The sequence below is a fragment of the Paraciimarium castrense LEGE 11436 genome (genome assembly GCF_056633055.1).
The window spans coordinates 36,629-57,625 of sequence record NZ_JBSJOW010000005.1 but is presented as its reverse complement, the minus strand read 5'-3'; the positions used below and the strand labels follow the sequence as shown (position 1 = coordinate 57,625).

18 protein-coding genes are annotated in these 20,997 nt (G+C 70.0%); 9 read left to right on the top strand and 9 right to left on the bottom strand.

From position 1 onward, the window contains the following. Nucleotides 1-1,051 precede the first annotated feature (1,051 nt). Both ACWJIO_RS08805 and ACWJIO_RS08800 read left to right on the top strand, forming a co-directional pair. Nucleotides 1,052-2,542 (top strand): protein adenylyltransferase SelO, encoded by a 1,491-nt coding sequence (locus ACWJIO_RS08805; RefSeq protein ID WP_480312891.1) that lies wholly within the window; start codon nucleotides 1,052-1,054, stop codon nucleotides 2,540-2,542. Between the two features lie 127 nt (nucleotides 2,543-2,669). After that, nucleotides 2,670-2,858: a hypothetical protein gene (locus ACWJIO_RS08800; RefSeq protein ID WP_186698089.1), complete on the top strand. Its 189-nt coding sequence runs from the start codon at nucleotides 2,670-2,672 to the stop codon at nucleotides 2,856-2,858. A 38-nt stretch (nucleotides 2,859-2,896) separates the two neighbouring features. Here ACWJIO_RS08800 and ACWJIO_RS08795 read toward each other — a convergent pair whose 3' ends face one another. Further along, on the bottom strand, nucleotides 2,897-3,403 hold the full coding sequence (locus ACWJIO_RS08795; protein ID WP_480312888.1) for a DUF2062 domain-containing protein: 507 nt from the start codon (nucleotides 3,401-3,403) through the stop codon (nucleotides 2,897-2,899). Nucleotides 3,404-3,411: 8 nt separating this feature from the next. Here ACWJIO_RS08795 and mnmE point away from each other — a divergent pair, with 8 nt between their 5' ends. From mnmE to grrM, 5 genes are all read left to right on the top strand, one after another. Continuing rightward, a complete protein-coding gene (mnmE, locus tag ACWJIO_RS08790) occupies nucleotides 3,412-4,842 on the top strand; it encodes a tRNA uridine-5-carboxymethylaminomethyl(34) synthesis GTPase MnmE (RefSeq protein ID WP_480312885.1) in 1,431 nt (476 codons plus the stop codon). A gap of 55 nt (nucleotides 4,843-4,897) precedes the next feature. Beyond that, nucleotides 4,898-5,761, top strand: coding sequence for a carboxylating nicotinate-nucleotide diphosphorylase (nadC, locus tag ACWJIO_RS08785; protein ID WP_480312882.1), 864 nt, complete (start codon nucleotides 4,898-4,900; stop codon nucleotides 5,759-5,761). 101 nt (nucleotides 5,762-5,862) lie between these two features. Beyond that, nucleotides 5,863-6,894: an extracellular substrate binding-like orphan protein GrrP gene (grrP, locus tag ACWJIO_RS08780; protein ID WP_480312881.1), complete on the top strand. Its 1,032-nt coding sequence runs from the start codon at nucleotides 5,863-5,865 to the stop codon at nucleotides 6,892-6,894. A 66-nt stretch (nucleotides 6,895-6,960) separates the two neighbouring features. Then, complete coding sequence (grrA, locus tag ACWJIO_RS08775) at nucleotides 6,961-7,437, top strand: GrrA/OscA1 family cyclophane-containing rSAM-modified RiPP (protein WP_480312880.1); 477 nt, start codon at nucleotides 6,961-6,963, stop codon at nucleotides 7,435-7,437. An 11-nt stretch (nucleotides 7,438-7,448) separates the two neighbouring features. Further along, entirely contained in the window at nucleotides 7,449-8,672 is a 1,224-nt protein-coding gene (gene grrM, locus ACWJIO_RS08770) for a cyclophane-forming radical SAM/SPASM peptide maturase GrrM/OscB (protein WP_480312878.1), read from the top strand. Here the strand turns inward: grrM and stpA are convergent. Then, the gene (stpA, locus tag ACWJIO_RS08765; RefSeq protein WP_480313171.1) at nucleotides 8,662-9,885 is read right to left on the bottom strand and encodes a glucosylglycerol 3-phosphatase; all 1,224 of its coding nucleotides are present in this window, start codon (nucleotides 9,883-9,885) and stop codon (nucleotides 8,662-8,664) included. The two genes, grrM and stpA, sit on opposite strands and share 11 nt — an antisense overlap. 145 nt (nucleotides 9,886-10,030) lie before the next feature. Here stpA and ACWJIO_RS08760 point away from each other — a divergent pair, with 145 nt between their 5' ends. Together ACWJIO_RS08760 and ACWJIO_RS08755 are read left to right on the top strand one after the other, a co-directional pair. Continuing rightward, on the top strand, nucleotides 10,031-11,578 hold the full coding sequence (locus ACWJIO_RS08760) for an FGGY family carbohydrate kinase (protein ID WP_480312877.1): 1,548 nt from the start codon (nucleotides 10,031-10,033) through the stop codon (nucleotides 11,576-11,578). Then, nucleotides 11,578-13,143 carry a glycerol-3-phosphate dehydrogenase/oxidase gene (locus ACWJIO_RS08755; RefSeq protein ID WP_480312875.1) on the top strand — a complete coding sequence of 522 codons (1,566 nt, stop codon included), beginning with the start codon at nucleotides 11,578-11,580 and terminating at the stop codon, nucleotides 13,141-13,143. Before ACWJIO_RS08760 ends, ACWJIO_RS08755 begins: the two co-directional genes overlap by 1 nt. Here the strand turns inward: ACWJIO_RS08755 and ACWJIO_RS08750 are convergent. The 7 genes from ACWJIO_RS08750 to ACWJIO_RS08720 all read right to left on the bottom strand — a co-directional run bounded on the left by ACWJIO_RS08750 (nucleotide 13,104) and on the right by ACWJIO_RS08720 (nucleotide 20,991). Then, nucleotides 13,104-14,813, bottom strand: a complete 1,710-nt coding sequence (locus tag ACWJIO_RS08750; protein WP_193912987.1) for an alpha-amylase family protein — start codon at nucleotides 14,811-14,813, stop codon at nucleotides 13,104-13,106. The genes ACWJIO_RS08755 and ACWJIO_RS08750 overlap by 40 nt on opposite strands. A 69-nt stretch (nucleotides 14,814-14,882) precedes the next feature. Then, nucleotides 14,883-15,872 (bottom strand): ABC transporter ATP-binding protein, encoded by a 990-nt coding sequence (locus tag ACWJIO_RS08745; protein ID WP_480312873.1) that lies wholly within the window; start codon nucleotides 15,870-15,872, stop codon nucleotides 14,883-14,885. Further along, nucleotides 15,869-16,705 (bottom strand): carbohydrate ABC transporter permease, encoded by an 837-nt coding sequence (locus ACWJIO_RS08740; RefSeq protein ID WP_480312871.1) that lies wholly within the window; start codon nucleotides 16,703-16,705, stop codon nucleotides 15,869-15,871. The genes ACWJIO_RS08745 and ACWJIO_RS08740 overlap by 4 nt, the downstream gene beginning before the upstream one ends. Next, complete coding sequence (locus ACWJIO_RS08735) at nucleotides 16,702-17,571, bottom strand: carbohydrate ABC transporter permease (protein WP_186698069.1); 870 nt, start codon at nucleotides 17,569-17,571, stop codon at nucleotides 16,702-16,704. The genes ACWJIO_RS08740 and ACWJIO_RS08735 overlap by 4 nt, the downstream gene beginning before the upstream one ends. Next, entirely contained in the window at nucleotides 17,568-18,818 is a 1,251-nt protein-coding gene (locus ACWJIO_RS08730) for an ABC transporter substrate-binding protein (RefSeq protein ID WP_480313170.1), read from the bottom strand. The genes ACWJIO_RS08735 and ACWJIO_RS08730 overlap by 4 nt, the downstream gene beginning before the upstream one ends. 38 nt (nucleotides 18,819-18,856) lie before the next feature. After that, on the bottom strand, nucleotides 18,857-20,407 hold the full coding sequence (gene ggpS / locus ACWJIO_RS08725; RefSeq protein ID WP_480312868.1) for a glucosylglycerol-phosphate synthase: 1,551 nt from the start codon (nucleotides 20,405-20,407) through the stop codon (nucleotides 18,857-18,859). Between the two features lie 314 nt (nucleotides 20,408-20,721). Further along, nucleotides 20,722-20,991: a FeoC-like transcriptional regulator gene (locus ACWJIO_RS08720; protein ID WP_480312867.1), complete on the bottom strand. Its 270-nt coding sequence runs from the start codon at nucleotides 20,989-20,991 to the stop codon at nucleotides 20,722-20,724. Nucleotides 20,992-20,997 lie beyond the last annotated feature (6 nt).

Below are 20,997 nucleotides of genomic sequence, written 5' to 3'. Positions count from 1 at the left end.
CAGATCAATGCGAGCGCAGCGGCCCACGATCGGCACTCCATCAAGATCCCTGCGATGGCGAGATTGAGTGGACAGGAAAGTTGATCTCCCTTCTTGATGGGCTTGACGCATTGCGTAAGAGCTGGGTGATCCTCATCAAAACCTAGGTCTCGCCAGTTTCAGCAAGGCCCTGCGGTGAAACGATTCACCCGCTCGGGCACGTGCTGTCCTCAAAGCTCGCATCTCGACAATAGAACCAAGAATTGTCCTCCATGAACAGGAGAGCCATGACAGGAAGACACGAAGAGCAGTGTACTTCCAAGCCTGATACTGATTGATGGAAGATTCAGAACTACACCTCTCATGACCTTTTAGCCCTAGGCCAGCCTGGCACAATAGTCATGCTTAACGGCAGTATCATTCGCCCCGCCATTGATATTTTCAAAAGGCTGCCAAAGCCGATTGAACCGGTCGGACGAATAGCGGTTGTCGCCTCCACCCCAACTGCATCCAAAGTTCAAAGGCTTTGGCCACGGTCATGTTGAATGGGCAAATAGGCTTGTGTCTTTCGGGTATGGAGGTCGTTTCAATGGTGGCAAACGCGAATACTTCTCTATCCATACAGGCATGCAGCAATTGGCATCTACAACATGTGGAAACCAATCTGAATGCGAGTCAGATTCAAGAATCTTACACAAGCCAGGGGGAGGCATGGACCTCGCTTGGACATAGGCGAAAAGGCCCTGAAGGACTAAACAGAAAAACGACATGTTTCTAGCTGATCTTCCTGAAGCGACACCGAATCCCCTTTAGAGACAACTCACTTCAGAAACCGCTTGACGATCTCCCAATGCACGGAGATACGACCTTGCAAGAAGCAAACGGCATGCCCTGGCCACTACAGCCGATGGGCGGTTGGAACGTCAGGGCTGGCATTGGTCATTGGAGTATCTATCGACCCGCTTACATTCCACCTCACCAGCAGCGAGGGACTGCAGGTTGGATGAGCGCTGACTCACGTGTTGTGCCCTCAGCGCGACGCTTCCCTGAAAACACTCCTCTACGGCTTGCGATGCGCCCCAACCCCCTGCTCGGCCTGCCGTTTGAGCCCCTGCTTGAGGGCCTGGGCAGCGACTACTGGGACGTGGTGGAAGCAGCGCAGTTTCCCCGCACTCAGCTGCGTTTCCGCAACGACCCCCTGCTACGGCAACTCGGCCTCGATCCGGCCAGCGTCAGCGACGCCGACATGGAGACTGCCTATGGCCGCTTTGAGGCGCGCACACCGCTGCTGGCCCTGCGTTACCACGGCTATCAGTTCGGCACCTACAACCCCTTGCTCGGCGATGGACGTGGCTTTCTCTATGGCCAGCTGCGCGATCGCCATGGCCAGCTCCAGGACCTCGGCACCAAGGGCAGCGGCACCACCCCCTGGAGCCGCGGCGGCGATGGCCGCCTCACCCTCAAGGGGGGCGTGCGGGAGGTGATCGCCGGCGAGGCCCTGCAGCGCCTGGGCGTTTCCACCAGCCGCAGCCTCAGCCTGGTGGAAACGGGGGAGGGCCTGTACCGCGGCGATGAACCCTCCCCCACGCGCAGCGCCGTGATGGTGCGCCTGGCCAGCACCCATCTGCGCTTCGGCAGCTGCGAGCGGCTGTTGTACCAGCGCCAGCCGCGGCAGCTGGAGCGGCTGCTCCAGCACGTGGTGACCACCTATTACCCCGAGGTGGTGCTGGCCCATCCCAGCAAGGAAGCGGCAGGGGAGGCCCGCCTGCTGGCCTTCTATGGCGAGCTGGTGGAGCGGGTGGCCCGGCTCAGCGCCGGGTGGATGGCCGCCGGCTTCACCCACGGGGTGCTCAACACCGACAACATGTCGCTGGCCGGGGAGAGCTTCGACTACGGCCCCTTCGCCTTCCTCGACCAGTTGGACCCGCGCTTCACGGCGGCCTACTTCGATCACGCCGGTCTCTACGCCTACGGCCAGCAGCCGGCGGTGGCCCACCACAACCTGCGCCTGCTGCAGGAGCCCCTGGCGCTGCTGCTGCCCCGGGCCGAGCTGGAGGCCCGCCTGGAGCGCTTCGCGCCGGCCTTCGACCACCACTACCGCCAGCTGATGGCCAGGCGGCTGGGGCTGCCACCGGCATGGCCGGGGGCAGGAGATGGCCTGGGAGAAGCCCCGGATCCCCTGCCTGCCACATTGCAACTGCTGGCGGCCTGGCCCGTGGGCTACGGATCCTTCTTCGCGGGGCTGGCGGCGCGGGTGGCAGAGGCTGGCCTGCCGAGTACACCCGATCAGCTGGGGCCCTTCCTGGCGGGGGCCCCGCAGCCGCCCCGGCAGCCTTGGCTGGCCTGGCGCGACGCCTGGTGGGCCTGCAGCCACCAGGCTGCCAACACCGAAGCCAACTCCCCAGACGCGGCCAGCTCGATCGCCGATCGCCTGCAGCGCTGGAACCTGCCCGAAACCCCGGTGCGTCGAGTGATTGAGAGGCTCTGGGAGGCGATTGATCAGGCCGACGACTGGCAACCCTTCCACGACTGGCTGGCGCGCACTGTGGTGAAGGACGACTGATTCGAGTGGCTCTGGGCATGGGCATTCGGCCACAGCGCCAGGGCCGTGTGTCTGCTGCTACAGCTCAATCGGGTCAGGTTGACTACAACCTCACCATATTTTTCGTCCGTCAACCACCCATCTGGCCATGACATCTGAACAGGCCGCCGAACTGATTGACCACACCCTCGATCAGGTGCATCAGCGCCTGCAGGATCTCCAGGATCAGTGCCTCAGCGAAGACCATCAGGCCCTGGCTGAGGAGTTCCGCGAATGGCGCCATCCCACCGGTGGCCACATCGACCTGATGGTGTTTCCCGGCCTGGCCAATTCCTGAACCCTCTATCTCATCCGGGTTCCAGAACGAGCCCACGCTCAAGCCGGAGGGGGCGATGGAGGCAGCCCAGCATCCGCGCGAGCCCCGACCTGCACCAGCCAGCGCCAGTAGAGCCAGCCGCCCAGGGGCCCAGCGGCGAGACCCACCAGCAGGGATCCCAGCAACATGCGGCTCACAAAGGCCCAGCCCAGCTGCCAGATCGCCTCACTGCGCAGGCTCTCCATCCCTGGCCAGCCCTGTCCCGGCCCCAGAAACAGGCTGCCCAGCTTGAAGTTGAACCAGTAGAGGGGCAGGTAGGTGAAGGGGTTGCTGATCCAGGTGCCCGCGGCGGCGAGCAGGTGGTTGCCCCGCACCAGGCTCGCCAGGGCCACCCCCAGCAGGGTCTGCAGCCCGAAGAACGGGAAGCAGCCGCAGAACACCCCCGCCGCCAGCCCCCTGGCCCGCTCACCGGGGCTGCCCTCCTGCTGCCACAGCCACTGGATCGCCCGCTGGATGGCACGCACCGCGGGGGCAAGCGGTTGAAACTGGGGAGGACGCAGCGCCATGGAACGGGGTGACAGGCGAGCTGGAGCTGGATGACGAAGCGATCACGGCCAGCGCCCAAGGCGGCGGCACGATCGCAGCGGTCGCCACGGCGATCGCGCCCGGGCAGGGGAGTGTGGCGATCGTAAGAATCTCCGGCCCCCGGGCCGAGGCCATCGGCGCCCGACTGTTCCGGGCGCCGGGGTCCCAGGTGTGGGACACCCATCGGGTGCTCTATGGCCACGTGGTGGATCCGGCCACGCAGGAGCGGGTGGATGAGGCCCTGCTGCTGCTGATGCGGGCGCCGCGCAGCTTCACCCGCGAAACCGTGGTGGAACTCCATTGCCATGGCGGCCTGGTGCCGGTGCAGCGGGTGCTGGAGCTGGTGCTGGCCGCCGGGGCCCGCCGGGCCCAGCCCGGCGAATTCAGCCAGCGGGCCTTTCTGAACGGCCGCCTCGATCTCACCCGGGCCGAGGCGGTGAGCGAGATGATCACGGCCCGCAGCCGCCGCGCCGCCCAGCTGGCCATGGCCGGCCTCGATGGCGGCCTGCAGCGCCGTATCGGCAGCCTGCGGGAGCGGCTGCTCGACCAGCTGGCCGAACTGGAAGCCCGGGTCGACTTCGAAGACGACCTCCCCCGCCTCGACGCCGCTGCCGTAGTGGCCGCCCTTGTGGCGGTGCAGCGGGAGCTGGAGGCCCTGGTGCTGGAGGCGCGTCAGGGCGCGGCCCTGCGGGAGGGGTTGCGGGTGGCGATCGTGGGGCGCCCCAATGTGGGCAAGAGCAGCCTGCTCAACCGCCTCAGCCGCCGCGAGCGGGCGATCGTGACCGACCTGCCCGGCACCACCCGCGACCTGCTGGAGAGCGAGCTCGTGCTCGACGGCGTGCCGCTCACCCTGCTCGACACCGCCGGCATCCGGCCCACCGCCGACGCCGTGGAGCAGCTCGGCATCGCCCGCAGCCACGAGGCCCTGGCCAGCGCCGATGCGGTGCTGCTGTTGTTCGATCTCCAGGCCGGCTGGACCGAGGAGGACGCCGCCCTGCGGAACCTGGTGCCGGAGGGGGTGCCCCTGCTGCTGGTGGGCAACAAGGCGGATCTGATCGCCCCGGATCAGGCAGGGCCGCCTCCAGCCCAGCCCGAGTCGGTGGCGACAAGCCCCGATGGCGTGATCAGCGCGCTGACCGGCGCCGGCAGCGATGCCCTGGTGCAGCAGCTGCTGCGGCGCTGCGGGGCGGGCGATGGGCAGGGTCTCCAGGTGGCCCTCAACGCCCGTCAGCGCGATCTGGCCAGGGAGGCGGCGACTGCCCTGACGGGCAGCCTGGAGGCCGCCGAGCAGGGGCTGCCCTGGGATTTCTGGACCATCGACCTGCGCACGGCGGTGCGGGCCCTCGGCGCCATCACCGGCGAGGAGGTGAACGAGGCGGTGCTGGATCGGGTGTTCTCGCGCTTCTGCATCGGCAAGTGAGCCGGGCAGGCTGCCATGGTCCTGGAGGGTCTGCCCCCCTGCCGCGCTCGCTGCCATGCCACCGCTGAGCCCCCTGCAACTCGAGCCCCTGCTGCGCGCCTGGCTGGCGGAAGATCTGGGCCGCGGCGACCTCACGGCGCCCGCCCTGACGGGGGTGCGCGGCCGGGCCCACTGGGTGGCCAGGCGCGCCGGGGTGTTCAGTGGCGGGGCGTTGGTGGAGCCCCTGTTCCGCCTGCTCGATGCCGAGCTGCAGGTGCGGCTGCTGGTGGGTGATGGCGAGCGGATCCAGGCCGATCAGCGGTTGCTGGAGCTGGAGGGAGATGCCGCGGCCCTGGTGGCAGGCGAGCGCACGGCCCTGAACCTGGCGATGCGCCTGAGCGGCATCGCCACGGCCACCGCCGAGCTGGTGCAGCAGCTGGAGGGCAGCGGCGTGCGTCTGGCCGACACCCGCAAGACAACTCCAGGGCTGCGGCTGCTGGAGAAATACGCCGTGCGCTGTGGCGGCGGCCTCAACCACCGCTTCGGGCTCGACGACGCCGCCATGCTCAAGGAGAACCACCTGGCCTGGGCGGGCGGGGTGGTGCCGGCCCTGGCGGCGGTGCGGGCTGCGGCCCCCTGGCCCGCCCGGGTGATCGTGGAAGCGGAGACGGCCGCCGAGGCCGAGCAGGCGATCCAGGCCGGCGCTGACGCGGTGCTGCTCGATGGCTTCAGCCCTGGTGCCCTGGCCGAGCTGGTGCCGGTCCTGCGCCGGCTGGCCACAGACCTGGGCCGGGCCGTGGTGCTGGAGGCCTCCGGGGTGGAGCCGGCCCAGTTGCGCGCCTGTGCAGCCAGCGGCGTGGACCTGATCTCCAGCAGTGCGCCGATCACCCGCAGCCCCTGGCTGGACATCAGCATGCGCTTTGCGCAGCAGTGGATCTGAGCGGGCGTCGTCGCAATGAAGAATCCCGCAGGCTGCAGCCCGCCGCATGGCCGGATGCCCCAGGCCTTGCCAGAGTCCTGGGGCATCCGGCGTGGCGTGCTTTGTCTTCCCCAGGCCCTTCGGCCGCTCCCTCCCGAGGGGGATCGGCCCATCACGGCAGCCCCCTCGGCCTGAGCTGCCGCCGAGCCCGCCGCCTCGGCCGCGCGCTCTGCAGCACGGCCACCCTGGCAGCCCTGGCCGTGGCTGGGGGGCTGGCGGTTCCGGCTGCCGCCCTGGCGGGAGGAGCCGTGGAACGGGTGGCCCGCTCCGGGGAACTGGTGCTGGTCGGCCCCGCCGACGCGCCGCCCCTGCTGAGCGGTGGCAACGAGGGCCAGCCCCAGGGCTACGCGGTGCTGCTGGGCGAGCGGATCGCCGCCGAGCTGGCCAGGGCCGTGGGCCGTCCCGTGAGGCTCCGGCTGGTCATGGAGCCCGACCTGGCCGCCACCGCCGCTCGGGTGACGGCCGGCACCGCCGACCTGGCCTGCGGCATTCCCTTCAGCTGGGAAGCCGACATGACCGCCGACTTCTCAATGCCCATCGGCGTGTCGGGCCTGCGCCTGCTGGCCCCGGCCGGCCGCTTCGACGGCAATCCCGCCGCCCTGACCGGCCGCCCGATCGGCGTGGTGCGCTCCACCCTGGCGGAGACGGAGCTCGAGGGGATGCAGCCCGAGGCCCGGCTGGTGCCGTTCGCCAACCTGTCCGAGGCCCTCGATGCCCTGGAGGCGAACCGGGTGGAGGGAGTGATCGGTGACACCAAGGTGCTCGCTGCCCTGGCCCGGGCCCGGGGCCTCAAGGACCTGGCGCTGGTGCCCGACGAGCCCTTCGAGAGCTATGGGGTGGCCTGCCTGCTGCCGGAGAACGACTCCGCCTTCCGCAACCTGGTGGATCTGGCCATCGCCCGGCTGCTGCAGGGCTATGTGGACGGCAGGCCAGAAGACGTGGCCGCAGTGGATCGCTGGCTGGCGCCCGGCACCGGCCCCGGCGCTGCCCATGAGCAGGTCGATGAGATCTTCCAGGGGCTGTTGCTGGGCCGGGAGGCGATCAGGCCCCTGCCCGCGGCCGACGGCGATCAGCAGCCCGAACCCGGCAGCTGAAGCGGCCTCTGCTCCCCTTCCCGCCGTTCCTTTTTTCCGTCCGCGCGTCTCTTCCCAGCACCTGTCATGGCCTTTCTGACCCGCTCCCGCCTGTTCGGCCTGCTGCTGCTGGTGTCGTTGCCGCTCGACTGCGCAGCGGCCCTGGCCACCGCCGCCGCGCAGCAGGGATCGACCGCCAGCATCGAGGAGCGGATGCAGCGCATTGCAGCGGTGGTGCGGGACAGGGAGCAGCAGGCCGGCACCGACCTGGAAGGCCAGGATCGTGAGGAACTGGGGCCAGAGGCCGGGCCACCGGACGCCCTGGCCTACGTGTTCGTCAACGCCCCCACCGTGGGCTGGGGCAACGGCGGCTTCCGCAATGGCGGCTTCTACAACGGAGGCTTCCGCAACGGCGGCTTCTTCAATGGCGGCTTCCGCAACGGGGGGTTCCGCAACGGCGGCTTCCGCAATGGCGGTGGCTTCCGTAATGGCGGCTTCCGCAATGGGGGCGGCTTCAGGAATGGGGGCTTCCGCAACGGCGGTGGCTTCCGCAACTTCCGCTGAGCAAGGCCCCGATGAGCGTCACCCCGGTGCCTGAGCTGCCCCCAGCCGAGCTGGCCGCCAGGGAGGCGGCTTCAGGGGAGCTGGCCTATGGGCCGGTGCGGCTGTTGGTGCTGCAGCCCACCCCCTTCTGCAACCTCGACTGCAGTTACTGCTACCTGCCCCAGCGGGACGACCGCACCCGGCTGTCGCTGGAGCTGCTGGAGGCGGCCCTGGAGCGGGTGCTGGAGAGCCCCTTCTTTGACGGGGGATTCACCCTGCTCTGGCATGCGGGCGAGCCGCTCACCATGCCGATCGCCTTCTACGACGCCGCCAGCGCCCGCATCCAGGCCGTGCTGCAGCGCCACGGGCTGCCGCCCTCCACGGTGGTGCAGTCGCTGCAGACCAACGCCACCGTGATCGATGCGGCCTGGTGCGACTGCTTCGAGCGCCACGACATCCACGTGGGCGTGAGCATGGATGGCCCCGCCTTCCTGCACGACGCCCACCGGGTCACCCGCACCGGCCTGCCCAGCCATGCCGCCGTGATGCGGGGGGTGGACTGGCTGCAACGGCGGGGCATCCCCTTCGAGGTGATCTGCGTGCTCACCGCCGCCGGGCTCGACCATGCCGACGCGATCGTCGATTTCTTCCTGCAGCAGGGCATCGGCGACGTGGGCTTCAACATGGAGGAGACCGAGGGCGTCAACACCCAGTCCAGCCTGGAGGTCTCGGCGGGGGAGCGGCCCGCCCTGGAGGCCCGCTACCGCCAGTTCATGGAGCGCGTCTGGGACCGCTGCGGCGACCAGCCCGAGCGGTTGCGGATCCGCGAGTTCGAGGGAATCACCAGCCTGGCCTGCGGCGAAGCCCGCCTGGTGCAGACCGACATGAACACCCCCTTCGCGATCGTGAACGTGGATGCCCGCGGCAACATGTCCACCTTCGATCCGGAGCTGCTGTCGGTGCACACCGAACGCTTCGGCGATTTCTGCTTCGGCCATGTGCTGCGCGACAGCCTGGTGGATCTGGCCGGCACGCCGAAGTTCCAGCAGGTGGAGCGCGAGATCCGCACCGGTGTGGAGCGCTGCCGGGCCAGCTGCGACTATTTCGGCCTCTGCGGTGGCGGCGCCGGCAGCAACAAGTACTGGGAGCACGGCCGCTTCGACGGCACCACCACGCAGCACTGCCGCTACCGCATCCAGCTGGTGGCCGAGGTGGCCCTGGCCGGCATGGAGCGCGAGCTGGGCCTCAACCCCTGAGGGCCTGACCCCGGCGCTCGGCGAGCCTGCCGAACAGCTCCACGTATTGCCGCGGCCCGCCGGCCAGGCTGGCGTCGATGCGCAGGGAATCCTGCGGATCGGTGAGACCCACCAGGCGGCCATCGGCGTGGGAGGGGCGGTCCACGGCGCCGCCGCTGCTGTCCACCAGCACCACCCGGTTGGCCGTGCCGAACACCGCGCCCAGCTCCTGCAGCAGGGTGAGGAAGCCCCGGTCGCTGCCGCCCCGCAGCCAGCCCCCGCCTGGCGCCGGCACCGAGGTGATCGTGTCGCCCACCCCCACCAGGGTGGGCATCAGCGCCGGCTCGAAGGCCGAGCGGGCCAGCTCCAGCAGGCTGGGGTGGTCGTGGGGGGCCGTGCGCACGTTGAAGTCGGCGCCGAGGGGTGGGCTGCCGCTGCGGCGGCCGATGGCCTGATTGAGCAGCACCAGCAGGCCCACCTCCTTGAGGGCGCCGCGCAGCATCAGCTGGAAGTCCGTGGTGCCGGTGCCGGCGGGGCTGGCGGGCTTGAGCTGCTCAGCGCCGTCCCGGCTGCCGAGGTTCGGGGCCAGGTGCAGGAAGAAAGCCTCGCCCAGGCCCGCCGCCGCGGCCTCCGCCAGCACCTCCCCCATCACCGCCAGCGCCAGGGCCTGCAGATCCTGCTGGCGGGCCACGTTCGCCTCCACCGCGGCGAACAGCCCGTTGAGGTTGAGGCTGGGGGAGAGGAGGTTGTCGAGCACGGCCGCCTCCACCAGGGCCTGCCGCCGATCCCCATCCAGGTGGGGCAACAGCGCCGGCAGCCGCTCCAGCAAGGTCCGCCGCAGCCGCTGCGGCACCGCCGCCAGGAAGGCGATCTCCCCGGCCGACACCCCCGGATGGCTCACCCGGCCAAAGCGGTCCTGCAGCTGCACGCCACCGGCCGCCAGCCCGGGCAGGTAGAGACCCTCGGCGGCGGGCTCGGCCAGGCTGGCCAGGGCCTGCTCCACCACCCGGTTGACGCCGCGGCTGCCCTCGTGCTCGCCGTTGGTGAGCACCGCAAACTGCCCCTCCAGCTGCCGCGCCGCGCGGATGTAGGCCGGCTCCAGCCGCCGCTGGCGCGGATCGTGCACCAGCTCCATGCACACCCCGTCGAGGTCCTGCACGATCAGCAGCTCGGCAGGGGCGGCCAGGTCCTCGAGCAGGGCGTCCGGGCTCAGGGGGTTGGGCGAGAGGGGCATGGCGCGGGCTGCCGGGGCGTCGGGCGGCCGGGGGCCGCTGCAGTCACCCTGCCCCATCGGCCCACCGTTGCACTTCCTTGCGGCCGGGTGGATCCCTGGGTTCAGCCCGGCCTGTTGTGGTACCAAACTCAAAACAGGTGGCTGCATGGGTTCTGCCCTCTTTCTGAGCATCGACCAGGGCACCACCAGTTCCCGGGCGGCGCTTTACGACCACCAGGGCCAGCAGGTGGCCTGCTGCAGCGCCCCCCTGGAGTGCCACTACCCGGCGGATGGCTGGGTGGAGCAGCACCCGGAGGCGATCTGGCAGAGCCAGCTGGCCGCTCTGCAGCAGCTGGAGCAGGCGATCAGCCCGGAGCAGCGCCGCGCCGTGGTGGCCTGCGGGATCGCCAACCAGCGTGAAACCACCGTGCTCTGGCGCCGGGGCACCGAGGAGCCCCTGGCCCCGGCGATCGTGTGGCAGGACGGCCGCACCGCCGCCCTCTGCGCCGCCTGGAAGCAGCAGGGGCTGGAGGCCACCATCCGCCAGCGCACCGGCCTGCTGGTGGACCCCTACTTCAGCGCCAGCAAGATTGTGTGGCTGCTGCGCGAGCTGCCGGCGGCGGCGGCGGCAGCGGCGGCCGGGGAGCTGTGTTTCGGCACCGTGGACAGCTGGCTGCTGTGGCGGCTGTGCGGACGCCATGCCACCGACTGCAGCAATGCCAGCCGCACCCTGCTGATGGACCTGGAGCAGCTGCGCTGGGATCTCGAGCTCGCCTCCAGCCTGGGGGTGCCGCCCGATGCCCTGCCGGAGCTGCTGCCGAGCCAGGCCGCCTTCGGCACGATCGCGGCGGGGCTGCCCTTCGCCGGCGTGCCGATCACGGCGGTGCTGGGAGACCAGCAGGCCGCCACCCTGGGCCAGAGCTGCCTGACCAGCGGCGAGGGCAAGTGCACCTACGGCACCGGCGCCTTCCTGGTGATCAACACCGGCGCCACGATCCAGCGCTCCGACGCCGGCCTGCTCAGCACCGTCGGCTGGACCGATGCCGCCGGCCGGCCCACCTACTGCCTGGAGGGCAGCCTTTTCAATGCCGGCACCGCCATTCAGTGGCTGCGCGACGGCCTGCGGCTGATCGAGCGCTCCGACCAGGTGAACGCCCTGGCGGCCAGCTGCAGCAGCAGCGGCGGCGTGATGCTGGTGCCCGCCTTCACCGGCTGGGGCACGCCCCACTGGGATCCGGCGGCGCGGGGCCTGCTGATCGGCCTCAGCCGCGACACCGGCCCGGCCCAGCTCGCCCGGGCCACCCTGGAGGGGATCGCCCTGGCGGTGGCCACCCTGGTGGAGCTGGCCGAAGAGGCCCTGGGCGAGCCCCTGCAGGAGCTCGCTGCCGATGGCGGAGCCGCAGCCGCCGATCTGCTGCTCCAGGCCCAGGCCGATGCCACCGGCCTGCCGGTGCGGCGCCGGGCCGACCTGGAGAGCACGGCGCGGGGCGTGGCCCTGCTGGCCGGGGTGCAGGCTGGAGAGCTGGAGGGCCTGGGCGCCTGGAGCGACCTGGCCGAGGCCCCCGGTGCCCGGCGCTTTGAGCCCGCGATCAGCCCGGAGCAGCGCCAACATCGGCAGCAGCGCTGGCGGTCCGCCGTGGAGCGCAGCCTGCACTGGCATGAACCCGACCAGCCCCTGCAGAGCCCAGTGAATTCCCCTTCCGGAGCAGCCTGATGACCGTGGATCTGCTCGTGATCGGTGGCGGCGCTACCGGGGCCAGCGTGGCGCTTGAGGCCGTGCGCCGTGGCCTCTCGGTGACCCTGGTGGAGGCGGGCGACATCGCCCAGGGCACCAGCAGCCGCAGCACCAAGCTGCTGCACGGCGGCGTGCGCTACCTGGAACTGGCCTTCCGCCGGCTGGACTGGCGCCAGCTGCAGCTGGTGCGGGAGGCACTGGGGGAGCGGGGCCACTGGCTGGAGGCGGTGCCGTTTCTGGCCCACCGGCTGGAGCTGCTGCTGCCCACCGCCGGCTTCATTCAGCAGGCTTACTACGGCATCGGCCTGGGGCTCTACGACCTGTTGGCCGGGCGCCGCGGCATCGGCGCCAGCCGCTGGCTGGCCCGCGGCACCGTGCAGCAGCAGTTGCCCGAGCTGGCTCCCGGCTACAGCGGCGTGGCCTACAGCGATGGTCAGTTCGACGACGCCCGGCTCAACCTGCTGATCGCCCGCACCGCCGCGGGCCTCGGCGTGAGCGTGCACACCCGCACCCGGGTGGTGGAGCTGCTGCGCCAGCAGGACCGCCTCAGCGGCGCGGTGGTGGAAGACCTGCAGACGGGCGAGCGCCGCGAGCTGCAGGCCCGGGTGGTGCTCAACGCCACGGGCATCGGCGCCGACGCGATCCGCCGCATGGCCGATCCCGACCAGGGCCCGCGGCTGCAGGCCAGCCGTGGCATCCACCTGGTGCTGAAGGGAAACCTCTGCCCCGGCGGCACCGGCCTGTTGATTCCCGCCACCGACGACGGCCGGGTGCTGTTCGTGCTGCCCTTCTTCGGCCGCACCCTGGTGGGCACCACCGACACCCCCTGCCCGGTCGGGGAGGCCAACGCCCCCAGCGCCGAGGAGGAGGCCTACCTGCTCAGCTACGTGCGGCGCTGGTTCCCCCAGCACGGAGAGCCGCAGGTGTGCAGCCGCTGGGCAGGGGCCCGCCCCCTGCTGCGCCCGGCCAGCGCGGCCAGCCCCGCTGCGGCGGGTTCCGCCCCGGAAACCTCCACCGTGGTGCGCGAGCACGAGGTGGAGCAGCTCCCCTCCGGGCTGATCAGCGTGATGGGCGGCAAGTGGACCACCTGCCGCCCCATGGCCCTCGATGGCCTGAAGGCCGTGGCAGCCCAGCTGGGCCGTCCCCTGGCGGAGCCCGCCGGACCCACGCCCATCCTTGGTGCCGAAGAGGAGCCTGAGTCCACCCGCCGGGGGCTCGCCGCCCTGAAGCAGCGCCTCGGCGCTGAGCACCCACCGGCCCTGGTGCAGCATCTGCTCGCCAGCCACGGGTTGCAGGCCGAGGCGGTGCTGGCCTGCGCCGCCTCGCCCCAGGAAAGGGAACCCCTGAGCCCGGTGATTCCACTCACCGCCGCGGAAGTGCGCCACGCCGTGCGCCACGAGTGGGCCCGCAGCAGCGACGACGTGCTCTGGCGGCGCTGCCGCCTCGGCTTCGTGGACAGCGCCGAGGCCGAACGGCTGCGGCCCGAGGTGCAGCGGCTGCTGGATCAGGAGCTGGCGGCCACCGGCTCCGCCCTTTCGGGCTGAGGCGGCTCCTCAGCCTCGGACACCATGTCCGCTTCGCCCACGAGCCACCAGAAGAAGCCGTAGGCGGGCAGGTAGATGAACCAGCTGTCATTGGCGGCGGGAAACTCGCAGCCCCACACCACCTCGCGCATGCGGCTGCCCCGCCACTGGCCCAGATCGAGCTGGGTGGAGGCGCCCGTGCCCGACACATTGGCCGCCACCACCATGGTCATGTCGCCGGTGCTGCGGGCGTAGCTCAGCACGGAGGGGTGGTCGCTCTCCAGCAGCTGGAAATCCCCCAGCCGCAGGGCCGGCAACTGCTGGCGGCTGGTGAGCATGCGGTGATGCCAGTTGAGCAGGGAGCCGGAGAGCTGTTGCTGCACGGCCACGTTCACCACCCGGTAGTCGTAGCCGGGGGCGGTGATCGGCGGCAGCACCAGCAGGGGATCGGGCGCCGTGGAGAAGCCGCCGGCGCGGTCCCGCGTCCAGGCCATCGGCGTGCGGTTGGCATCGCGGTCGCGCAGCCCGGGCCAGTCGCCCATGCCCAGCTCATCGCCGTAGTAGAGGCAGGGGATGCCGGGCAGGCTGTAGATGAGGCTGTGCAGCAGGGTGTTGGGGCGCGGATCACCGTTGAGCATCGGCGCCAGCCGACGGTTGATGCCCCAGTTCAGCCAGTGGCCCTCGGCGTTGGGGAAGCCCGTGCACACCGCCTCCACCACCGCATCGCTCACCAGGTGGCCATCGCCCAGCCACAGCTCGTCGTGGTTGCGCAGGGGCAGGGCCCAGCGGCAGCCCGGTACGGCGTTCTGGGCCTCGCGCAGGCAGGTGTAGAGCTGGTCGCAGCGCCCCTGGGCCACCGCCGCGAACAGGTGGGCGGTGAGGGCGAACTCGAAGGCCGCATGCAGCTCCCCCTCCGCCAGGTAGGGAGCCGACTCCTGCACCGGCTGGATCGCCTCGGCCAGCAGCAGCACGTCGCGGTCACAGGCGTCCACCCGCTGCCGCACCCGCCGCAGGAAGGCGTGGGTCTCAGGCAGGCCCTCGCAGCGGCTGCCCTCCTCTTCGAACAGGAAGGGCACCGCGTCGAGCCGGAAGCCGTCGATCCCCTGCTCCAACCAGAAGTCCACCACCGCCAGCATCTCCTCCTGCACGGCGGGGTTGGCGTAGTTGAGGTCGGGCTGGTGGCGCAGGAAGCGGTGCAGGAAGTACTGGCCCGCCACCTCATCCCACTCCCAGTTGGAGCTCTCGTAGCGGCGGAACAGCACGGGGGCGTCGGCGTAGCCGTCGTCGCGATCCCGCCACACGTAGAAGTCGCGCTCGGAGCTGCCGCTCGGCGCCCAGCGGGCCCGCTGGAACCAGGGGTGCAGCACGCTGGTGTGGTTCAGCACCAGATCGAGCACCACCTTGATGCCGAGCCGATGGGCCTGCTCCAGCAGCTGGCGCAGGTCGGCCATGCAGCCCAGATCAGGGTGGATCGACTTGAAGTCGGTGATGTCGTAGCCGCCGTCCTTGAGCGGAGAGGGGTAGATCGGCGTCATCCAGATCGCGTCCACCCCCAGCCAGCTCAGGTAGGGCAGCCTCTCCCTGATGCCGGCCAGATCGCCGATGCCGTCACCATTGGCATCGGCAAAGCTGCGCGGCAGCAACTGGTAGATCACACAGCCTTCCCACCAGTGCGCCACCGGATCAGGCATCAGGCATCCAGACCCTCTCGCTCTGTCTTGGTTTAAGCGCAAATGGCCGCCAGCGCCAGCACCCGGGCCTCAGCAGCGCAGCCCGCTGGCCTGCTGGAAGCGATGTTCGTGGCGCCGGTCCCAGCCCAGCTGCAGCGTGCTGGCGATCGGCTGGCTGCCGTCGCAGGTCCAGCGCAGCTCGCCGTGGGGGCTGCTGAGCGTGAGCTGCTGGCTGGCACCGTGCCACTCGCGGCTGAGCACCTGCACCGGCAGACCGCCCTCGGTGACTGGATACAGGTGCTCGGGGCGGATGCCCACCAGGAGGCCGTGCTGCATCGGCAGCAGGTTGATCTGGGGCCGGCCGATGAAACGGGCCACCGCCACGTTGGCGGGCGTGCCGTAGAGCTCCTGGGGCGTGCCGCACTGCTGCAGGCGTCCCTGCTGCAGCACGGCGATGCGGTCGGCGATGCCCATGGCCTCCTGCTGGTCGTGGGTCACGTACACCACCGGGGCCTGGCTGCCGCAGAGGATCGTGCGCAGCTGGGGGCGCAACTCCTCCCGCAGCTGGGCATCGAGGTTGCTCATCGGTTCATCGAGCAGGAACACCCGCGGCTGGCGCAGCAGGGCCCGGGCCAGGGCCACCCGCTGGCGCTGACCGCCCGAGAGGTCGGCGGGGCGGCGCTGGCTCTGGTCCTCCAGCTGCAGCATGGCCAGCACCCGGGCGATCTCCAGCTGCCGCTGCTGCCGCGGCACCCCCCGCAGCTCCATGCCCAGGGAGAGGTTGCGGGCCACGCTCAGGTGCGGGTAGAGCGCATAGCTCTGGAACACCATGGCCACCTGGCGCCGCCCGGCCGGCAGGGCGGTGATGTCCCGCTCACCCAGCAGGATGCGGCCGCCATCGGGCTGATCGAGGCCGGCGATCAGCCGCAGGATCGTGCTCTTGCCGCAGCCGCTCGGCCCCAGCAGGGCCACACACTCGCCCGGCTCCACCCGCAGGTCGATGCCCGCCAGGATCGAGCGCTGGCCGAGGCGGCGTTCGAGGCCTTCGAGGCGCAGGGCAGGGGCTGGTGCGCTGCTCATCCCTTGATCGCTCCCTGGGTGAGGCCGGCCACGATCTGGCGCTGGAACAGCAGCAACAGGGCCAGCAGCGGCACGCTGCCCAGCACGGTGGCGGCGGCGAAGGCGCCGTAGGGCACCGTAAACACCGAGGAGCCGGCGATGCGGGCCATGGCCGGCGCCAGGGTGAGCAGCTCACTGCGGCTGAGCCAGGTGAGAGCGATCGGAAACTCGTTCCAGCTGAACAGGAACACCAGCAGCGCCGTGCTCACCACCGAGGGCCCCATCAGCGGCAGCAGGATCCAGCGCAGCCGCTGCCAGAGGCTGAAGCCCTCCAGCACGGCGTTCTCCTCCAGCTCCCGCGGCAGCTCCGCAAAGGCCGCCTGCAGCAGCAGCAGGGCCAGGGGCAGCGACAGACCGGCGTAGGGCAGGCACAGGGCCAGCAGGTTGTTGGCCAGTCCCAGCTGCCGCGCCACCTGCAGCAGGGCCAGAAACAGCAGCACGTAGGGGAACACCGCCGCCGCCAGCAGACCGCCGCCCACCAGCAGCCGCAGCAGGCCGCCGCGGCGGCTGAGGGCATAGGCACAGGGGATGGCGAGGGCGAGGGTGAGCAGGGTGCTCAGGGCCCCCACCACGGTGCTGTTGAGCAGGTAGCGCCAGAAGGGGGGATCGCTGCCCAGCACGGCGCCGTAGTTGGCCAGGGTCCAGCCGCGGCCCAGGGCCTCTGCGCCGGCCAGCAGGGCCTCCGGGGTGCGCAGGGAGGTGTAGAGCTGCCAGAGCATGGGCGCCAGACTCCAGATCAGCAGCAGCGCCACCAGGGCCAGGCGACCGCCACGGGGGGAAGGGGCCTGGCTCATGCCGCGCCCTCCCGCCGCCGGCGCTGGCTGAGCACCAGGGCCAGGGCGCAGGCCAGCAGCAGGGCGAACATGCCCAGCATCACCGTGGCGCTGTAGCCGAAGTCGAGAAAGCGCATGGCATTGAGGTAGGCGTAGAGGGCCAGGCTCTCGGTGCTGCTGGCGGGGCCGCCGCCGGTGAGCACGGCCACCAGATCGAACACCCCCAGGGCCTGGGCCAGGCGGAACAGCAGCACGATGAAGATGTAGGGGCGCAGCAGCGGCAGGGTGATCCAGCGCAGGGCCTGCCAGGGGCGGCCACCCTCGAGGGCCAGGGCCTCGTAGAGATCGGCCGGAATGCTCTGCAGCCCGGCCAGCAGCAGCAGGGCCACGAAGGGAGTGGTTTTCCAGACATCGGCCAGCACCACGGCCAGCCAGGCCAGCTGGGGCGACGCCAGGAAGGGCAGGCTCGGCAGGCCGATGGTCTGCAGCAGGCCGTTGATCGGCCCGTTGGGGTCGTTGAAGATCCAGCGCCAGCCCAGGGCCATCACGGTGGTGGGCAGGGCCCAGGGCAGCAGGCTGAGGCTGCGCACCAGGCCCCGGCCCCGCCAGCGCTGATGGAGCAGCAGGGCGATGGCCAGCCCCAGCAGCAGCTCCAGTCCCACCGACACCACCGCGAAGCGCAGGGTCTGGGCGGCGTCCTGCCAGAAGCGGCCGTCGCCGAGCAGCCGCTGCCAGTTGGCCAGCCCCACCGGCACGGGCTCCAGGCCCGTGAACACCGACTGGGCCTGCAGGCTCAGCCAGGCGTAATCCAGGATCGGCCACACGAACACGGCCAGCAGCAGCAGCAGCGCCGGGGCGATCAGCAGCAGGGCGAGGGCCGCACTCATCGCAGCGCCGCCTGGCCGCTCGCCTGCAGCAGCTGCTGGCTGGCTCGCCCAGCCCGGTCCATCGCCTGGGCCGGCGGGGTGTCGCCGGTGATCACGCCACTGAGCTGGCGCTGCACGATGTCGCTGAGCTGGGCGTAGCCGGGGTTGATCGGACGCAGCACCACGGCCTCCAGGGCCTGCTGCAGCACGGGCAGCAGGGGGCGCTCCAGCACGAGCTCCGGGTCGTCGAACAGGGCGGTGAGGGTGGGGGTGTAGCCCCAGCGCCGCACCAGCTGGCGCTGGCTCTCGGCGCCGCTGAGGGCCTGCAGCACCTGCACGGCCTCGGCGGGATGGGGCGTGCCGGCCAGCACCGAGAGTCCCCAGCTGCCCTGGGTGGCGCCGGAGGTCTGACCGGGCTCGGCCACCATGGTGGTGACGCCCACCTTGCCAGCTACGGCGCTCTGGGGCCGTTGCAGCTCCTGCCAGGCGTAGGGCCAGTTGCGCATCAGGGCGGCGTCGCCGGCCTCGAAGCTCTGCAGGGCCTCCGGTTCGGCGAAGTTGGCCACGGCGGCGGGGCTGACGCCCGTGTCGATCAGGGAGCGCATCCAGGCGGCGGCCTGGTCGGCGGCGGGTGTCAGCAATCCCATGCCGGGCTGGTCGGCCTGCCAGGCGCCGCCGAAGCCGTGCAACACCTCCAGGAACACGCAGCTGAGGCCTTCGTACTGGCGGCCCTGCCACACGTAGCCCCAGCGCACCCGGCCTTGGCGCTGCAGCTGCTCCGACACGGCCACCAGCTCGGCGGGGGTGCGGGGCGGGGCGTCCATCAGGTCGGTGCGCCAGTAGAGCAGGCCCATGTCGGCCACCAGGGGCAGGCGCCAGAGGCGGCCATCGATGCGGTTGCCGGCGCGGGCGCCCGGGGCGAGAGGCTCGAGGGCCTCGGCGCCGAGCCAGTCGTCGAGGGGCAGCAACCAGCCGGCGGCGGCGTACTTGGCCGTCCAGGTGACGTCCATCAGCAGCAGGTCGTAGGGGCTGTCCCCCAGCAGCAGGCTGCTGATCGCCAGATCCGACACCGACTCAGTCTCAAAGGGGCCCCGGGTCACGGCGATGCGCAGATCGCGGTGCTCGCGGTTGAAGGCCGCCACCTGCTCGGCGGTGGCATCGGCGAAGGGAGCGGGCATCAGCACCCGCACCGAGGTGGGCTCCTGAGCACCGGCCAGGCTGCGCCAGCCACCCACGGCCCCGGCCAGGGCGACCACCATCCCGAGCATCAGGCCGAGGGCCAGGAGCCAGCGTCTGGAGGGGATGCTCAAATCGCGCGCAGGGTGCCCAGTTGTTGTTCGGCCCAGTGCTGCACCGTGAATTCCTCCACCGCCTCCGACATCGAGGCCATTCTCTGCTTCTGCTCCTCCAGGGGCATCTCCAGGGCCGCGACGATGGCCGCGTCCATGCTGCGGTGGGAGTAGGGGTTGGTGACCACGGCGTCTTCCAGTTCCACCGAGGCCCCGGAGAACTCCGAGAGCACGAGCACCCCGCCCTGGCCCTGGCGGGCGGCGACGTATTCCTTCGCCACCAGGTTGAGGCCGTCCCGCAGCGGCGTGATCCAGCACACGTCGGACTGGCTGAACCAGGCCACCAGCTCGTCGTAGGGGGTGCGGCGGGTGGAAAGGCGCACCGGGGTCCAGTCGATGCGGCCGAAGCGGCCATTGATGCGGCCCACGATCTCCTCCACCGAGCGCTGGATGTCTTCGTAGATGCGCATGCCGCTGGCGGCGGCCACACAGGCGAGGAACAACTCCACTTCACCGTGCCACTGGGGCTGCTGCTCGAGCACGCGCTCGTAGGAGAGCAGCATCTCCTCATTGCCCTTGGTGTAATCCACCCTGGAGGCCGAGATGATCAGCTTGCGGCCGGCATGCTGCTCGGAGATCTGGGCCGCCATGGTCTGCACCTCGGCACTGTCCCTGAGCTCGCGAATCACATCCGGGGAGGTCCCCACCGGTGAGGCCTGGATGTGCACCCGACGACCGTTGTGCTCCAACCAGGGCAACACCGTGGGCTGGGCCAGGGCGCTGCCGTGGTGGCGGAACTTCACGGCCACGGGCACGGGATCCCCACAGCGGGCGCCGCGCAGATTGATGGCGGTGCGGGAGAAGTTGTCGGCGTAGCGGGGGATGTGGAAGCCCACCAGGTCGCAGCAGAGCAGGCTGTCGAGGATTTCGTCCCGCCAGGGCAGGATGCTGAATACGTCGTTGGAGGGGAACGGCGTGTGGTGGAAGAAAGCGATCCGCACATCGGGCCTGAGGGCCCGGATCTGGGCTGGGGCCAGCCAGAGGTTGTAGTCGTGCACCCAGATGGTGGCTCCTTCGGCCGCCTCCTCACAGGCCGCACGGGCAAACGACTGGTTGACCCCTACGAAGGTGTCCCAGTCTGAGTTGTCAACACTGAACAGGCCTGGGAAGCTGTGCAGAATCGGCCAGAAGGATTCCTTCGAGGTCACATGATAGAAGCTTGAAATCTGCTTCTCGGTGAGCGGCAACCGTCGCAAGGTGAACGGGTTGGCCGATGGAACGGTGAGTCGTTCATCAGCGGCATTGGCGGCGTCGTCATCCTGGCGCCAGGAAATCCAGGTGCCGGAGCGCTCCTCCAGAAACAGATTGCGGAGGGTGGGAATGATGCCGTTCGGGCTCTTCTGGTCGACAAACTCAGTGCTGCCATCGGCAGCGGTTTTCAGGTCATAGGGAGAGCGGTGGTACACCAGCACAAAGCTGCTGCTGCCGAAGGCCTGGCTGGAAGCCGAGCGCTCAAGGTTGCTGGGCGTGGTCGGACTGGATGTGGTCGGACTGGGTGTGGCACGCATGGCTTGGGACACTGGCATCAACAGAAGATCGCTGGACTGAAGGGTGTTGGCTGCATGGCGGGTCAGCGTGGGACGAGCCTGCGATCAGCGCGTTCACCAGGCAGGCCGAGGGCCTGATCGCGTCGCCAGCGCTGCGCGCCGAAAATGATTTGCAGAGTCGAATTTAACGTTCCACACTAGATCATGCGTACCATTTTGTCAAGTGCTTTTCATCGTCGCTTGCGCGTCGCTGATGTCCTCAGTGTGCTGGGCAGAGTCACATCAAGCTGATCGATGGGCGGCAAGGATGATGCAGAAGCGATCTCCAGCGAGACTCACTGAGGACACTGCTCCTGCTGACAGGGCCATTGAACCGGTACGTCCGTGTCGCCCATCCAGCGGTAGAACTCCAATGCTTTCTCATCGCAAAGCGTGCAGCCATGGCAGCGCTGCGCACGAGGCAGGCGCTGGGCCCGGCCCTTACGCTCCAGCAGATCCAACATGCCTCGCAGAGCGTCAGCTGGTACACCCAGGCTGGCTTCCATCTGGGTGAGCGAAGCCGCTCGATGGTCTCGTAAGTAATTCTGGAGAAGACTGAGAATCACAGGATC

Excerpts from the sequence above, each read along its gene's own strand:
- ACWJIO_RS08745 (WP_480312873.1), bottom strand. The coding sequence starts at position 15,872 with ATGAGCAGCGCACCAGCCCCTGCCCTGCGCCTCGAAGGCCTCGAACGC.
- ACWJIO_RS08750 (WP_193912987.1), bottom strand. The coding sequence starts at position 14,813 with ATGCCTGATCCGGTGGCGCACTGGTGGGAAGGCTGTGTGATCTACCAG.
- ACWJIO_RS08740 (WP_480312871.1), bottom strand. The coding sequence starts at position 16,705 with ATGAGCCAGGCCCCTTCCCCCCGTGGCGGTCGCCTGGCCCTGGTGGCG.
- ACWJIO_RS08755 (WP_480312875.1), top strand. The coding sequence starts at position 11,578 with ATGACCGTGGATCTGCTCGTGATCGGTGGCGGCGCTACCGGGGCCAGC.
- ACWJIO_RS08760 (WP_480312877.1), top strand. The coding sequence starts at position 10,031 with ATGGGTTCTGCCCTCTTTCTGAGCATCGACCAGGGCACCACCAGTTCC.
- ACWJIO_RS08735 (WP_186698069.1), bottom strand. The coding sequence starts at position 17,571 with ATGAGTGCGGCCCTCGCCCTGCTGCTGATCGCCCCGGCGCTGCTGCTG.
- grrM (WP_480312878.1), top strand. The coding sequence starts at position 7,449 with ATGAGCGTCACCCCGGTGCCTGAGCTGCCCCCAGCCGAGCTGGCCGCC.
- nadC (WP_480312882.1), top strand. The coding sequence starts at position 4,898 with ATGCCACCGCTGAGCCCCCTGCAACTCGAGCCCCTGCTGCGCGCCTGG.
- ggpS (WP_480312868.1), bottom strand. The coding sequence starts at position 20,407 with ATGCGTGCCACACCCAGTCCGACCACATCCAGTCCGACCACGCCCAGC.
- ACWJIO_RS08730 (WP_480313170.1), bottom strand. The coding sequence starts at position 18,818 with ATGCTCGGGATGGTGGTCGCCCTGGCCGGGGCCGTGGGTGGCTGGCGC.
- ACWJIO_RS08800 (WP_186698089.1), top strand. The coding sequence starts at position 2,670 with ATGACATCTGAACAGGCCGCCGAACTGATTGACCACACCCTCGATCAG.
- stpA (WP_480313171.1), bottom strand. The coding sequence starts at position 9,885 with ATGCCCCTCTCGCCCAACCCCCTGAGCCCGGACGCCCTGCTCGAGGAC.
- grrA (WP_480312880.1), top strand. The coding sequence starts at position 6,961 with ATGGCCTTTCTGACCCGCTCCCGCCTGTTCGGCCTGCTGCTGCTGGTG.
- ACWJIO_RS08805 (WP_480312891.1), top strand. The coding sequence starts at position 1,052 with ATGCGCCCCAACCCCCTGCTCGGCCTGCCGTTTGAGCCCCTGCTTGAG.
- ACWJIO_RS08795 (WP_480312888.1), bottom strand. The coding sequence starts at position 3,403 with ATGGCGCTGCGTCCTCCCCAGTTTCAACCGCTTGCCCCCGCGGTGCGT.